General features: G+C 39.5%; 15 protein-coding genes. 8 read left to right on the top strand and 7 right to left on the bottom strand.

Annotated features, from left to right (window positions below; genetic code table 11):
- Nucleotides 1–12: 12 nt before the first annotated feature.
- Both AC1PJ9_RS11985 and AC1PJ9_RS11980 read right to left on the bottom strand, forming a co-directional pair.
- Nucleotides 13–1311 (bottom strand): ABC1 kinase family protein, encoded by a 1299-nt coding sequence (locus tag AC1PJ9_RS11985; protein WP_311087376.1) that lies wholly within the window; start codon nt 1309–1311, stop codon nt 13–15.
- A 58-nt stretch (nt 1312–1369) separates the two neighbouring features.
- Complete coding sequence (locus AC1PJ9_RS11980) at nt 1370–2146, bottom strand: HesA/MoeB/ThiF family protein (protein WP_311087375.1); 777 nt, start codon at nt 2144–2146, stop codon at nt 1370–1372.
- Between the two features lie 172 nt (nt 2147–2318).
- Between AC1PJ9_RS11980 and AC1PJ9_RS11975 the strand changes: the two genes are divergently transcribed.
- Nucleotides 2319–2897 carry a flavin reductase family protein gene (locus tag AC1PJ9_RS11975; RefSeq protein ID WP_311087374.1) on the top strand — a complete coding sequence of 193 codons (579 nt, stop codon included), beginning with the start codon at nt 2319–2321 and terminating at the stop codon, nt 2895–2897.
- Nucleotides 2898–2942: 45 nt separating this feature from the next.
- Here AC1PJ9_RS11975 and AC1PJ9_RS11970 read toward each other — a convergent pair whose 3' ends face one another.
- From AC1PJ9_RS11970 to AC1PJ9_RS11960, 3 genes are all read right to left on the bottom strand, one after another.
- On the bottom strand, nt 2943–4586 hold the full coding sequence (locus tag AC1PJ9_RS11970) for an AMP-binding protein (protein ID WP_311087373.1): 1644 nt from the start codon (nt 4584–4586) through the stop codon (nt 2943–2945).
- A 220-nt stretch (nt 4587–4806) separates the two neighbouring features.
- Nucleotides 4807–5943, bottom strand: coding sequence for an acyl-CoA dehydrogenase family protein (locus AC1PJ9_RS11965; protein ID WP_311087372.1), 1137 nt, complete (start codon nt 5941–5943; stop codon nt 4807–4809).
- 18 nt (nt 5944–5961) lie between these two features.
- The gene (locus AC1PJ9_RS11960) at nt 5962–6732 is read right to left on the bottom strand and encodes a 3-hydroxyacyl-CoA dehydrogenase (protein WP_107972157.1); all 771 of its coding nucleotides are present in this window, start codon (nt 6730–6732) and stop codon (nt 5962–5964) included.
- A 166-nt stretch (nt 6733–6898) separates the two neighbouring features.
- Between AC1PJ9_RS11960 and AC1PJ9_RS11955 the strand changes: the two genes are divergently transcribed.
- From AC1PJ9_RS11955 to AC1PJ9_RS11945, 3 genes are all read left to right on the top strand, one after another.
- Nucleotides 6899–7927 carry an AraC family transcriptional regulator gene (locus AC1PJ9_RS11955; protein ID WP_311087371.1) on the top strand — a complete coding sequence of 343 codons (1029 nt, stop codon included), beginning with the start codon at nt 6899–6901 and terminating at the stop codon, nt 7925–7927.
- Nucleotides 7928–8167: 240 nt separating this feature from the next.
- Complete coding sequence (locus AC1PJ9_RS11950) at nt 8168–9142, top strand: aliphatic sulfonate ABC transporter substrate-binding protein (protein ID WP_311087370.1); 975 nt, start codon at nt 8168–8170, stop codon at nt 9140–9142.
- A gap of 3 nt (nt 9143–9145) precedes the next feature.
- Nucleotides 9146–9985, top strand: coding sequence for an ABC transporter permease (locus AC1PJ9_RS11945; protein WP_311087369.1), 840 nt, complete (start codon nt 9146–9148; stop codon nt 9983–9985).
- A gap of 2 nt (nt 9986–9987) precedes the next feature.
- Here AC1PJ9_RS11945 and prmC read toward each other — a convergent pair whose 3' ends face one another.
- The gene (prmC, locus tag AC1PJ9_RS11940) at nt 9988–10803 is read right to left on the bottom strand and encodes a peptide chain release factor N(5)-glutamine methyltransferase (protein ID WP_311087368.1); all 816 of its coding nucleotides are present in this window, start codon (nt 10801–10803) and stop codon (nt 9988–9990) included.
- Complete coding sequence (gene prfA / locus AC1PJ9_RS11935) at nt 10803–11891, bottom strand: peptide chain release factor 1 (protein ID WP_002049300.1); 1089 nt, start codon at nt 11889–11891, stop codon at nt 10803–10805. The genes prmC and prfA overlap by 1 nt, the downstream gene beginning before the upstream one ends.
- 398 nt (nt 11892–12289) lie before the next feature.
- Here prfA and AC1PJ9_RS11930 point away from each other — a divergent pair, with 398 nt between their 5' ends.
- The 4 genes from AC1PJ9_RS11930 to AC1PJ9_RS11915 all read left to right on the top strand — a co-directional run bounded on the left by AC1PJ9_RS11930 (nt 12290) and on the right by AC1PJ9_RS11915 (nt 15314).
- On the top strand, nt 12290–12709 hold the full coding sequence (locus tag AC1PJ9_RS11930) for a glycine zipper domain-containing protein (protein WP_002049123.1): 420 nt from the start codon (nt 12290–12292) through the stop codon (nt 12707–12709).
- Between the two features lie 235 nt (nt 12710–12944).
- A complete protein-coding gene (locus AC1PJ9_RS11925) occupies nt 12945–13463 on the top strand; it encodes a hypothetical protein (protein WP_209046132.1) in 519 nt (172 codons plus the stop codon).
- A 135-nt stretch (nt 13464–13598) separates the two neighbouring features.
- On the top strand, nt 13599–14603 hold the full coding sequence (locus tag AC1PJ9_RS11920; RefSeq protein WP_311087367.1) for an LLM class flavin-dependent oxidoreductase: 1005 nt from the start codon (nt 13599–13601) through the stop codon (nt 14601–14603).
- Between the two features lie 147 nt (nt 14604–14750).
- Entirely contained in the window at nt 14751–15314 is a 564-nt protein-coding gene (locus AC1PJ9_RS11915; protein WP_311087366.1) for an NAD(P)/FAD-dependent oxidoreductase, read from the top strand.
- The last annotated feature ends 2 nt before the right edge of the window (nt 15315–15316 follow it).

Raw genomic sequence — 15316 nt, 5'->3', positions numbered from 1 at the left:
TTTAAACTGACCTTAGTGCTTTAACAACGAAGCAGGTTCCATATTTTGAACCATTTTCAAACGTTGGTCTGCATAAATATCAGTATATGGTGCGAGTACGCGCATAAAACGATCGAAATAAAGCATTTGCTTAAATAATAAAGCAAAATCACGTGGGAATTTAATCCCGTGGCGCTCTCCAACCCCTACCATATCCATCATGATATCGTTTAAATCGGCTGGATTTGAAGCGAGAATTTGTTGAGGATCAGACATTAATACGCCATTAAATAAGCGCTCTAAATCTTGTGCCAATACATCAACATCAACTTTGTTATGAGTCATACCCATTTTCAGCATGTTTTCAGCCATTGCCTGATAATCAGTTTTTTGCAATGCATCCATAAAGGCCATACATGCTGTCCAGACTTCTGGCTTTAACTGCCCCACAATACCGAAATCGATAAAACCAATTCGGCCATCTTCGAGCAACATTAGATTTCCAGCATGTAAGTCCGCATGAAAACTCTTACAGAGCATAAGACTACCAAACCATGTATTCATGGCAGTAATCAGTACTTGTGACGGATCTTTAGCATATTGTTTTACCACACTAAAATCTGTCAAAGACACACCGTATAAACGCTGCATGGTCAACACACGACGCGTAGAAAACTGATGATAAACTTTAGGTGCTGTCGCAGCGTGGTTTTGAGAAATATTTAAATATTCTATAAAGTCATCTAAGTTTTGGGCTTCTTCAATAAAGTCGACTTCACGCACCATACGGGTTTTGATTTCATCGACAATGTCAGAAAGAGCAGCAAACTTGATTTTAGGTACTGCACGCTCAAGTAGTTTGGCTGCCCAATGCACCACGTTTAAGTCAGTGTATAAAATAGTTTCTACGCCAGGTTTTTGTACTTTGATAACGACATCTTCACCTGTAGTCAGTTTAGCTGCATGAACCTGAGCAATTGATGCAGAAGCTAAAGGCTTTTCATCGATATAGCTAAAAATCTGGCTTAAATCGCGTCCTTCAAACTCAGAGGCAAGTACGCCTTGAATATAGCTAAATGGCAGAGTTGGAGTCTGATCTAAACAACCTTGAAATTCTTCTACATATTCACGCGGAAATAGCGATGGTGTACTCGCGATAAACTGACCAAGCTTAATATATGTTGAGCCAAGCAACTCAAAAGTCTCACGCATGAGTTTGGCATTACTTGGCTTATCAGTTGCGTACTTAATACCGGCTTTAGCAGCAACCACTGCGGTTTCACCGATACGGGCAACTGAGCGCAATCCATCAAATAAAATATTTTTTTTCATATTTCTTTAGAACCAGAATATTCGTCTCAAGTGTAGCAAATTTTGCTTTATTTGCTGATTAGCTTGCCTGACAAAGTGGACAATTTATATCTTTATCAAAATTAACAATACGTTGTGTCATATTTAATCCATCCCAAAGTAACAGTTTTTGTTTCAGAGGAGTGCGATTAAGCCCTAAATACAACAAAGTGTGATGTGCTTGTAATGACGCTATCATTACAGGAGTTGTTGCAAGCACTCCTGACTCTGCACAGCGAAGGCCTTCATTGTCATGCTGTTCTTTTGGGAATAAACATTCATAACAAGCTGAATCACCTTCTACCATAAACATTTGCGCCTGAAAGCCAATTGCGGAGGCACTAATTAATGCGACCTGATGTTTCTTACAAGCACTATTTACTAAATAGCGAGTTGTAAAGTTATCACAGCCATCCAGCACTACATCTTGGTGTTCAACAAGTCTATCAATGTTATGTTCGTCTAAACGTTCATTAAAGTATTCAACACAGATATAAGGGTTAATTTTCTGTAACCGTTTTGCTAGAACTTCAGCTTTATAGCGACCAATATCTTCATGACCAAATGCAATCTGACGCTGCAAATTACTTATCTCAATGGTATCGGCATCAATGAGTGTAATCTTCCCAACTCCTGCTCGTGCAAGTAGTTCTGCACTGCTACAACCTATGCCACCAGCGCCGACAATCAGTACATTGGCAAGTTTGAGTTTTTCCTGAGCTTCAATATCCCATCCATCAAGTAAAATCTGACGGCTATAGAGATGCATTTCTTCATCACTTAACTCTACAAAATCGATATCTTGAAGCTCGGTCACACGTTAATCCTTTCACTTAGAAGCCAAATGATTTTATGACTAAGTCGATCATTATGAAAGCTATAAAATAGAAACAGTTTTTTATTCGGTTACTGCTCTATTGTTCACATTACTTCTTTCACACTTTCTGCAACAATAGAACCAACTAGTTTCTTTGTTACTTAGGCTAAATATGTCTCAATCATATATTGCACCAGTAGAGTTAGAAAAAGCTTATCGTTTATTAAATCATGGTCCAACTGTGCTTGTTTCTGCACAACATGGTGACGACCGCAATGTAATGGCTGCCGCATGGGCATGTGCATTAGAGTTTAAACCTGCCAAAGTGTCTGTAGTTTTAGATAAAAGTACGAAAACTCGACAGCTTGTTGAGCAAAGCGGTTACTTCACCCTACAAGTTCCTTGCTATGCACAGCTCAATATGACCAAGCAACTTGGCACCATTAGTAAGTTGGATGACCCACAAAAACTTGAACACTGTGGAGTTGAACTATTCTATCAAGAAGACCTGAGTAGCCCACTTGTATCAGGTTGTATCGCATGGCTGGTTTGTAAAATTATTCCTGAACCGCATAATCAGTCAGCTCATGATTTATTTATTGGTTCTGTTGTAGGTGCATGGGCAGATAGCCGCGTTTTTAGAGATGGGCACTGGTATTTTCAAGATGCGCCAAAAGAACTTCGAAGCCTGCATTATATTGCAGGTGGAACGTTTTACTTAATTGGTGAAGAAGTGAAAGCCGATCTCTAATATAAAAAATAAAGGGAAATATTTAAATATTTCCCTTTGTTCAATTTAGCTTGCATAGGCTTGCTGCATTTTTGCAATTTCTTGCTGCTTCAATAATCCTCTTTGAATTTTTCCGCTCGTGGTTTTCGGTAGACTATCCACAAACTCAATTTCTTTTGGGTACGCATGCCGAGATAAACGGTTACGAACATATTGCTGTAACTTATCTTTTAATGTTTCACATGCTTGATAAGCAGGCTTAAGTACCACAAAAGCTTTTACTATTTCGGTTCGTTCCGGATCTGGCTTACCAATTACGGCTGACTCTAATACCGCCTCACACTCTAACAAAGTACTTTCAACATCGAATGGTCCAACTCGGTAGCCCGATGTTGTAATGACATCGTCAGCACGCCCCACAAAATCAATGCCTCCATGTTCATTTAAAGTGACCGTATCACCAGTTAAATAATATTTGCCGACAAAGGCTTTGCGATTATTGCCACCATAACCTTTAAACCACATTAGTGGGGATTGCTCCGAGTCCATTGCCAAAATACCAACACCACCTGTTGGTAATTCTTGATAATTTTGGTCTAACACCGCAAAACGATGCCCAGGAATTGCAAAACCAGCTGAACCTACTTTTAATGGGTGCTCAAGCGCATGGTGGTTCGCAATCACCATGCCGAGTTCAGTTTGTCCATATTGATCAAAAATATTGACCTCTAAATCCTGTTTAAACCAGTTCACAACCTCAGGTGTTAATGGCTCACCCGCACTACTCACTACGCGTAAATGTTGTTTAATTGAAGGGTCAAATTTTTCCTTAAACCCAAAGAACATTCGAAATGCTGTTGGCGATCCTGTTAAATTACTTACCTTATACTTTTTAATTAACTCAATTGCCTGATCTACATTAAACGAACGCTCATCCATAATAATGCTATGCCCCAAGCTTAAAGGGCCTGTAATGCCATAATACAAACCATACGCCCAGCCCGGATCTGCCAAATTCCAAAACATATCCTCTTCACGCAAATCGACAGCATGAGTCATATAACCTTTAAATGCCAAAATTGCTTTTAGTGGAACAGGGACAGACTTAGCAAGTCCAGTTGTGCCTGAGGTAAACATCATTAAAAAGTCATCGTCAAAGCTACGACTAACTGGTTCACATTGCTCAGAATAGCGTTGTAAGGATTGCCAAAAATCGAAGTCATACTCAGACAAAGGACCAGTCTGATGAACAGTGACAATAACAGGAACATTTAAAGTATTCAGTTTAGGTCGTTGTTCATCATTAGTCACAATCAATTTGGTTTGAGCAGTCGTAATACGGTGATCAATCGATTTTGTTTCAAAAGCAGTAAATAAAGGCTGATAAATAGCCCCAATGCGCCACGCTGCCAAAATTGTAATTAATAACTCAGGCGTTCTCGGTAGAAGTCCTGCAATACAATCTCCAGTTTGAATTCCTTGTGCTTTAAAGAAGTTAGCAAGTTTTCCAGAAAGTTCAGCAAGTTGCTCGAACGTATAGTGCTCTGCCTGTCCGTTTTTTCCTTCCCAAATGAGCGCTGTTTTATTTTTTCCTACATAACGCTCACAGCACTCAACATAAGCATTTATTGCTTGGGGATGCCCAACAAGTTGCTCTTCAATGAGTTTTGCAAGATCAAATTGCTGATAAGCTTCTTCCAAAGTTTTCATGATGCTCACCTTCATTCCGTTTGATGATTGATTCTGTGTAAGGTCACAAAATCTGTCCTGACTGTTATTGTTTTAGCTAGAGCTCGAAGAATATTTCTTCAACTTTTCCATCTATTTCAAACAAAACTAATAGCAAAAATGCATCATTTCAATTGCAAGAAACCGCACATGGTGTGCGGTTTCTTGCAGTTTTAAGTTTAAAAACTCAATACTTTATAATCTAAACTTGAGCCACTTCACGAGCAATCACCAAGCGCTGAATATCAGAAGCACCTTCATAAATCTGGCTTACACGAACATCCCGATAAATTCTCTCAACAGGGAAATCACTAACGTAGCCATAACCACCATGAATTTGGATTGCATCCGAACACACTCGCTCAGCCATAGTTGATGCAAAGAGTTTCGCCATAGAGGCTTCTTTTAAACAAGGTAGTCCCGCATCTTTTAAAGTTGCCGCATGTAAAACCAACTGATGTGCCGCTTCAATCTGGGTTGCCATATCGGCTAAGCGAAAACCAACCGCCTGATGCTGGACCAGCTCTACACCGAAGGCCTTACGCTCGTTTGCATATTGCACAGCTGCATCAAAAGCAGCTCTTGCCATACCGACAGACTGAGCAGCAATACCAATACGACCGGCCGCTAAATTAGATAACGCAATTTTATAACCTTCACCTTCTTGTCCAACCAAATTTTCTAAAGGAATCCGGCAGTCTTCAAGCGTAATGGTTGCGGTGTCCGAGGCATGCTGTCCCATTTTGTCTTCAATACGAGTTACCAAGTAACCTTGTGTATTGGTCGGAACAAGAAAGCATGAAATGCCTTTTTTACCCGCTTGTTTATCTGTCACCGCAAATACCAAAGCCACTTGAGCATTTTTACCACTGGTAATAAATTGCTTTACGCCATTGAGTACCCAATGGTCGCCATTTCGCTCGGCTTTACATAAAATCGCGCTCGCATCGGAACCAACATGTGGCTCAGTTAAACAAAAGCACCCTAGCCATTCGCCAGAGGCAAATTTTGGCAAATAGGTTTGTTTTTGCTGCTCTGAGCCGTATGCCAGTGTAATGCCGCAAATCAAAGAGTTTTGTACGCTTACGATTGTCGAAATAGCACCATCACCTGCAGCAATTTCTTCAATTGCGAGTACCAAAGATACATAATCCATTCCAGCACCGCCCCATTCATCGGGCACAGTCATCCCCATAGCGCCTAGCGCACCTAAGTCTTTTAATTCTTGAGCCGGAAATTCATGTGTCTTATCGCGATGTGCAGCAGTTGGTTTTAACTGATTTTGCGCATAGTTACGCATCATCTCCTGAACCATGCTTTGTTCAGCATTTAGAATCATTTCAACATCCTTATTTTATTATTTTGCTGCCATACGAATTGCACCATCTAAACGAATGACTTCACCATTTAAATATGAGTTTTCGGCAATATGGGCAACCAAACGTGCAAACTCTTCTGGTTTTCCTAAACGAGATGGATACGGAACCATTTGCCCCAAAGCATCTTGTACATTTTCTGGCATACCCTTAAGCATTGGAGTTTCCATAATTCCCGGTGCAATGGTCATAATACGAATGGCATGTCGCGCAAGCTCACGAGCAATTGGTAAAGTCATCGCCACAATAGCTCCTTTAGATGCAGAATAAGCTGCTTGTCCAATTTGGCCATCAAATGCCGCAACAGACGCAGTGTTAACAATTACACCACGGTCCTCTTCACCTTCTTCAACTGTATTTTTACTCATTGCATCTGCTGCAAAACGCAGCATGTTAAATGTACCTGTGACATTAATATTTAAAGTCTTTGCAAATAACCCCAAGTCATGAACGCCCTCACGGCCAACTACTTTCGCAGAAGGGCCAATACCTGCACAGTTCACCAAACCATGCAAATGACCATGTTTAGCCAACACATCTTTAAAGAATTGCTCAGCAGCTGCTTCATCGGTTACATCAAGTTTTACAAAGTCAGCTTTTGGCCCTAACTGTTTCGCCTGCTGCTCACCTGCTTCTACATTCATGTCTACTAATGTGACTGAGGCACCCTGCTTTACCAAATACTCAGCAGTTGCAGCCCCTAAACCAGAGCCACCACCTGTAATCACGAAATGTTTTCCTTGAATTTTCATTATGTAACGTCCTATAGAAATGTTCTTTAACCTTAGTAGTGAGAGTAAAAGTTGTTTTTTTCCGATACAATTTCAAAAAACCTCAAAATGCTTGCAGCTTTTGATCAATCCAAATTTTGAATATGAAATATTTCACTTGAAATACGTAAAAAAATGAGTCTTTGACATGGTTGTCCAATCTTCTTTAAGTAAAGGAACAATTTCAATTGCACTGGTACATGAAGCATTAAGTGCGGCTTATGCCAAGGGTCTAAATACTCAAATTATTCTGAATAAAGCGGGTATTCCTGCAGAATTACTTATGACACCTAAAGCGCGTGTTCCAGTAGCAACATATGCACAATTATGGATAGAACTTGCCAATGCCATGAATGATGAGTTTTTTGGGATGGATAGCCACCCTATGCGCCGTGGCAGCTATAAATTACTTACAAAACTCGTCAGTACGGCTGAAACTTTAGAAAAGGCTCTCTATGATATTTTGAAGTTTTTTAACTTCGTTTTAGATGATATGCGTGGAGAGTTAATTCGAGAACAAGAAAAAGCTTATTTGGTCATTCGTGATCGTGACCAACCCAAACGTATGTTCACCTATGCTACATTTTTAATGTTAGTACATGGGCTTATGTGTTGGTTAGTAGATCAGCGAATTGGCTTAAACAATATTGCGGTACGTTGTCCAAAACCGAACGATATTCAAGATTATCTAGTTCGTTTTTGTGAAGATATACAATTTAATGCCGAGATAAATCAGGTTGAGTTTGATGCCCACTACTTAGATATTAAAATTAAAAAAGATAAAAAAGCGCTTTATGATTTTTTAGAGCAAACTCCACAAAATCTGTTAGTTCGCTTTAAAAATGAAAATGCCTTGAGCGTTCTTATTCGTCGTCATTTATTAAAGCTTCACCCAGCCGAATGGCCTGAACTCAAAGATGTCGCACAGCAGCTCAATATTTCAGAGGCTACCGTTCAACGCCGACTCAAACATGAAGGAGTGAGTTATCAACAAATTAAAAATGAAATTCGCTGTGATATTGCAATTGAACGTTTAAGCAAAAGCAATGATTCAATACAAGACATTAGTGAAGACTTAAATTTCCATGACCCCAGTGCATTTCACCGTGCTTTTAAAAAATGGACTGGCGTCAGTCCAGGTGCGTATCGAGATAATTTAACTACGCACAAGCAATAGCATATGCATCCAACGAAGCTTTAAGTCTAAACACTTAAGCTTATGATATTTATGTCTTTTAAATTGAATATTTCATATAACGCATTATTTAAAAATTAATAATGCCTATAAAACATTAACTTATAATTTTATCTAAAGTTTTATCTTTCAAACTGATTTACAAATCAAAATAACTAAGTTTGTAAGCCACTAAACACATGAAAGGATGATTTATTATTTTAGTTCGGTTTTATTTTTATCATGTCTTTAAAATCAAAATTTTCTATACCAAAGACTTTGTTGGCATCAACATTGGGGTTTGTATTTGCTTCATCTACTTTTGCAGCAATTCCGACTACGCTTAAACTTGATTACGCTTACTACGCCCCAACCAGTTTGGTGGTAAAGGATCAAAAACTTCTCGAGAAAGCTCTACCAAATACTCAAATTAAATGGGTTTTCAGTCAAGGTAGTAACCGCTCATTAGAATATCTCAACAGTAATAGCATCGATTTTGCTTCTACCGCTGGATTGGCTGCTGTATTAAGTCGAGCGAATGGTAGTCTAATTAAAACTGTGTATGTACAAAGCCAACCGGAATGGACCGCCCTTGTTGTCGCAAAAAACTCACCAATTAAAAGCTTAAAAGATTTAAAAGGTAAAAAAATTGCAGCGACAAAAGGAACCGATCCATTCTTATTTACACTACAAGCACTAGAAACAGTAGGCTTAAGCAAACGCGATGTACAACTAGTCCATTTACAACATCCAGATGGTAAAACCGCATTAGAACGTGGCCAAGTAGATGCTTGGGCGGGGCTTGATCCATTAATGGCTTCAGCTCAAATTCAATCGGGCGCGAAATTACTTTATCGTAATGTAGCATTTAATAGTTATAGCGTGCTTAGCGTGAAAGAAGACTTTGCAAAGCAAAGCCCTGAAGCGGTTGAAGCTGTGATTAAAGCCTACGAACAAGCCAGAAAATGGGCAAAAGCCAATCCAGATAAAGTGGCAGCACTTTTAGCTCAAGAATCAAAACTCCCTCTACCTGTGGCTAAACTACAACTGAGCCGAACCAACTTTGATCAAAGCATTCCATCAGCAACTCAAGCACAAGCGCTAAAACGTTCTGGAAAAATTTTGACAGAAGAAGACTTGGTTAGAAAAGGCACTAATGTCAATCAAGTGGTTGATCAGTTGTTAGACCCACGTTTTGCTCAAAAAGTCGTGAAATAGTATATGAGTGATTCACTTAACAAAGCTGAGCTAAATCATTTCTTAGCTCAGCAGGCTTTAAAATCGCAGAAAAAGCATCTAAACAACAAATTCACACGGTGGTTTAAAGCGCTACTCATTCCCCTCATCTTTTTAGCAGCTTGTGAGTTTTTAGTCAGAAATGGCTATATCGATGCTTATCTACTCCCTGCACCGACTAGTTTATGGCAATCTTTTTTAGATTTAGCTCATAGTGACCTATTTGCTCATATTTATATTAGTACATGGCGTGTTCTATTGGGCTTTATTATAGGAAGCGGTTTAGGCTTAATTTTTGCGATTTGGGTGGGATTAAGTAAAGAAGCAGAAGCTTATTTAGAACCGACCTTCTCAGCAATTAAGTCGATCCCAAGTCTTGCATGGATCCCCCTACTATTACTTTGGTTAGGAATTGACGAAGGTTCAAAAATTACGCTTATTGCAATTGGAGCATTTTTTCCAACCTATACCAATACAGTTGCAGCAATTCATAATGTAGATAGAAAGCTCATTGAAGTTGGAAAAGTTTATCGGCTTAATGCTTTTCAGCGGATTATATCTATTATTTTACCAGCAGCCTCTCCAGGCATTTTAACGGGTTTACGCAACAGCTTAAGCTTATCGTGGATGTTTATGATTGCAGCTGAACTGATTGCAGCCACACAAGGGATTGGCTATTTACTCAGTGATGGCCGAGAAACGTCTCGACCAGATATTGTTATCATTGCAATTATTTTATTGGCGTTGCTAGGTAAAGTAACCGATACCTTAATCAAACTTATCGAAAACTGGTTATTACGTTGGCGGGATACCCTACAAAAGTAATTTTAAATCCAGCATGCCAAAGTGACTCGATCATTTTGGCCATAGTCTTGAATAGTTTTAATTTGGCTAAAACCATGCTGTGTGAAAATATCTCGAACAGCTTGTCCCTGATCATAACCATGCTCTAGTGTAATCCAGCCATGTGGTTTTAACCAGTTTTTCCCTTGAGCAATAATAATTTCAATATCAGCCAGTCCCTGATGGTCTGCAACCAATGCACGGCGCGGTTCTGTGGCCAAAGCTTGCATATGTTCATCTTCAGGGTCGATATATGGCGGATTAGAAACAATTAAATCAAACTTTTGTAGTTCGAGTGCTTCAAACCAAGCGCCGCAAGCGAATTTCACACGTTGTAAATTATGAGCTTGTGCATTTTCTTTTGCGACATCTAAAGTAGGCGCATAAATATCAGTTGCGGTTACCTGCCAATCTGGACGTTCACTCGCTAAAGCAAGCGCAATTGCACCTGTCCCCGTTCCCAAATCCACAATGTTTGCTTTCTTTGGCAAATTTAGATTTAAAACAGTTTCAACTAAAACCTCAGTATCTGGTCGTGGCACTAAAGTATCTGACGTTACTTTTAAATCGAGCGTCCAAAATGGTTGCGAACCCGTCACATAAGCTAAAGGCTCACCATTTTGGATACGTTCAAGACCAGCCAAATAATCTTGTTCTTGTTGGGCTGTTAACTCTTGCTCAAGTCTAAACTTTAATTCAAGCGAATTGATTTTTAGAAAATGCTCAAGCAACCAAGCATTTTCTTGTCGTTCATAACTATCAGACTCACCACGAATTGCAAGCGCTTGTGCAATATTCATTAGCCGCCATTTTCCTGTGCAAGCATCGCAAGCTGATCTGCTTGATATTCACGATGTAAACTATCGAGCAATTCAGTTAAATCACCTTCCATAATCGCGTCTAACTTATATAAAGTTAGGTTAATACGGTGATCCGTCATACGACCTTGTGGGTAATTATACGTACGGATACGTTCAGAACGGTCACCAGAACCCACTAAATCACGGCGCATTTCAGAAGTTGCTGCATCAGCGGCTGCACGTTTTGCATTTTCTAAACGCGATACCAAAAGAGCCATCGCTTTGGCTTTGTTTTTATGTTGTGAACGTTCTTCTTGACACTCAACGACTGTACCAGTTGGAATGTGAGTAATACGCACGGCCGAATCGGTTTTGTTAATGTGCTGACCACCCGCACCAGAAGCACGGTAAGTATCAATACGCAAATCTGCTGGGTTAATTTCAACGTTAGTATCAACATCAATTTCAGGCAAGATCGCAACTGTACATGCTGACGTATGCACACGACCTTGTGATTCAGTGGCAGGGACGCGTTGCACACGGTGAGCACCACTTTCAAACTTTAAACGGCCATAAACGCCATCACCATCTACACGGCAAATAACTTCTTTAAAGCCACCATGTTCGCCTTCATTTTCAGAAAGGACTTCAATACGCCAGCCTTGTGTCTCGGCATATTTGCTGTACATACGGAACAAATCGCCTGAGAAAATTGCAGCTTCATCACCACCCGTTCCGGCGCGAATTTCTAAATACGCAGCATTAGAGTCATTTGGATCTTTTGGAATCATCAAGATATTGAGCTGGCTTTCTAGTTCTTCAAGCAATGCTTTATTCGCTTGAATTTCTTCTTCTGCCATATCTTTAAAGTCAGGGTCCGACTTCATCATTTCAGCAGTTTCAATGTCTTCTTCTGCTTGACGGTATTTGCCCCAAACTTCTGTAATTTCAGTTAAATCACTATGTTCACGAGACAGTTTACGGAAACGTTTGTTATCGGAAATCACTTCTGCATCTGCAAGCAATGCGGTAAGTTCTTCATGACGATCACAGAGTTGATCAAGTCGTAAACGGAGTGACGCTTTCATAAGAGGAAATATCTCAAAAGTCCAAAAAACTTATCTAGATAAATATAAGAAGATAAGCCAAATCATAAAAATAGCGCATAGTTTACAGATTATGCTGATTAAATGACATATGTAATCCTTTAATTCCTGAACTTTAGAAAGGTCTATCCATCATCTGTAAACCTATTAAATTATATATTGACCCTCTCAAGCACTTATGACTTACGTTCACTAATTTTTATTGTTCAGTTTTTAGATAAGATTGATGGTTTTCCATTCTGTTTTAATAGAAAGCATACAAAGAAGACACTAAACTCTAATAATCGAGTGATGGTTCTCCACATTTGAAGAGAAGTGTTTTGTTACATTTGCCGTAACGAAAGATATAAGGTCCTGCAACTTGGGACATGGAGTAAATGATGAAATTAAATACTTTGTTATGTAGTGCTGTTTTAGCTACTTCTATGATGACTGTAGCACATGCAGACAATACAACTCACGTAGCAGCTGCTTCGGCTTTAGGTAGTGTTGCAGGTACTGCAATTGGTAAAAGCATGGGTGGTACATCTGGCGCAACAATTGGTGCTGCTTTAGGTGGTGCTGGTGGTGCAGCAGTTGCAAGTGATCGTCGTCACCGTACAGAATCTGCAATTGGCGGTGGTTTAGGTGGTGGTGCTGGCTATACTGTTGGTAAAAGCATGGGTGGTACAAACGGTGGATACATCGGTGCTGCTTTAGGTGCGGCAGGTGGTGGTGCTTTAGGTAATAAAATTTCTAAAGACCGCGATTATGATCGATCTTCTAAGCACTGGAAGAAAAAACACCGTCATCACCACTAATCACAGTGAAGACATAGACCTAAAAACACCTTCGGGTGTTTTTTTATAGTCAAAATTTTTCCATCCCCCGATATATCGTTCATGATTTATTCACATCTTAATATAAACCATACAAAGCAGACACAAAACTATCGTATCAGCATGGCCCTTCTCCATAATTTTCACGAAATTTTTAATTACATTTAGCTCAAGTTATAAAGATTGCTCTTCAGCAAAATGAGCATGGAGTTCCAAAATGAAAATGAATATTTGGTTAGCAAGTGCATTAATCGCAACAACCTCTATGGTGTCAGTTGCACATGCAGATAATGGTACCCGTGTAGCGGCAACTTCTGCTCTAGGTAGTGTAGTAGGTACAGCAATTGGTAAAAGTATCGGTGGTACATCTGGCGCAACAATTGGTGCTGCTTTAGGTGGTGCTGGTGGTGCAGCTGCAGCAAGTGACCGTCGTAACCGTACAGAAGCTGCTATTGGTGGTGCTTTAGGCGGTGGTGCTGGTTATACCGTTGGTAAAAACATGGGTGGTACAAACGGTGGATACATCGGTGCAGCAGTGGGTGCAGCTGGTGGTTCTGCTTTAGGTCGTAAAGTTGGTCAAGACCGTAACTATGATGACCGTTATGACCGTCGTTATGATCGTGATGACCGCCGTTACGATCGTCGCTATGATCGTGATGACCGTCGTTATTACAATGATCGCGCTTATTATCGTCATGATAATGGCTTACACCGTGGTTGGTATAAACACCACTAATTGGTACATAGATATTAAAAAGCACCCTAGCGGTGCTTTTTTTATTTGGGAGTGAAATTTATATCGAAAAAAACCGATATACATCACTCCATTTATATCGTATTATTTCGATATAACGTTTTTTGAGAATATCGCATGCGATCACTTCAAGACACCAAATTTTCAATTTTGGAGCTTGCTCCTATACGTGATGATAAGACAATCGAATTTTCATTACGTCATGCATTAGAGCTCGCCCAACATGCAGAAAAATTAGGTTATGACCGTTTTTGGCTTGCAGAACATCATAATATGGATGGAATTGCGAGTTCAGCAACCGCTGTTTTACTTGGCTTTATCGCGGCTCATACCCAGCGCATTCGTTTAGGTTCAGGTGGTATCATGCTACCAAACCATGCACCGTTAGTAGTTGCAGAACAATTCGGTACATTAGCAACCTTATATCCAAATCGTATTGAGCTAGGTTTAGGTCGTGCTCCGGGTACAGATCAGGTCACTATGCGTGCCTTACGTCGCGGGCATCAGGAAACGGAAGATCAGTTCCCAAGAGATGTTGTTGAGATTTTGCAATATTTTAAAGCGCCTCAACCCGGCCAAAGAATTATTGCCACTCCAGGACAAAATACTCATGTGCCTGTCTGGTTATTGGGTTCAAGCTTATTTAGCGCGCAATTGGCTGCGAAACTAGGATTACCCTATTCATTTGCATCGCATTTTGCACCACGCATGCTTGGTCAAGCGATCGAACTTTATCGTGAAAATTTCGAACCTTCTGAATATTTGGACAAGCCTTATGTTTCAATGGGTGTACCTGTTGTGGTTGCCAATACAGATGAAGAAGCTCAGTTCCTAGCAACAAGCGCATACCAACGTGTTTTAGGATTAATTCGTGGTGAAAGTTTGAAACTGAAGCCACCGGTTAATTCAATGCAAGGACTATGGAACACAGCAGAACAACTTTCAGTTGAAAATTTCTATACGATGGCACAAATCGGTTCAGCTGAAACAGTACGTTCAGGTTTAGAAAAGCTTTTGGCTACATATGAAGTCGATGAGTTTATTTTTACTTGTGACGTCTATGATACAAATAAACGTTTAGACAGCTTTACTCAATTAATGCAATTAAAATCAAACAATTAATATATACACAAAGTCTCATGCTTGAATCAGTTTCAAGCATGAGATAACCACCTATCTGAAAATACTTTACCCAAACTACTTGCTTGGTTATTTATATTAAAACGATAAAAAATCATCACAAATGAAAACCAAAAGGACTTTTGGAAAATGAGTATTGAACTTAAAAATAATGTTGCCAAATCAGCTACTTTTCAAAATGCAGTTCAGGATTTTGACGCCTTTACTGGTCAAATTCTTTTATCAAATACAATCAAAGCATATGATTTTTCTAATTTAAATGTAGCGATTATTGGAACAGATCAGGAAACTGTCACGCACTTAGAAAAAATTTGCCAACAAGCAAAATTTGTAACTGTATTTCAAATTACACCACATTTTATTTTGCCCCATAGTCAAATCGGCATACATCGCCTCATTACCCACCCGCTTATTGCCAAAAACCGGAGGTTATTTAACAATCGGGTTAAAAGCATCCTAGCTCTACGTTTTCTTGAAACTCAAGTAAATGAAACATGGCTGAGACGACTTTTAATGCCTAATACAGCACAAGCCAATAAAACCTTTTTTAAATCTGATAGCTACTATTTAGCTTTGCAAAGATCAAATTGTAAATTGCAGACTTGGCCAATTATCAAAGTTACCCAAACCGCTATTTATAGTATGGATGGCACTCAACATCCTGTTGATGTCATTATTAGAACAACATCTTAAAA

This window comes from Acinetobacter sp. 70_2, from assembly GCF_056736115.1.
Note: the sequence above shows the minus strand (reverse complement) of the source record. Positions and strands in the feature narration are given on the sequence as shown.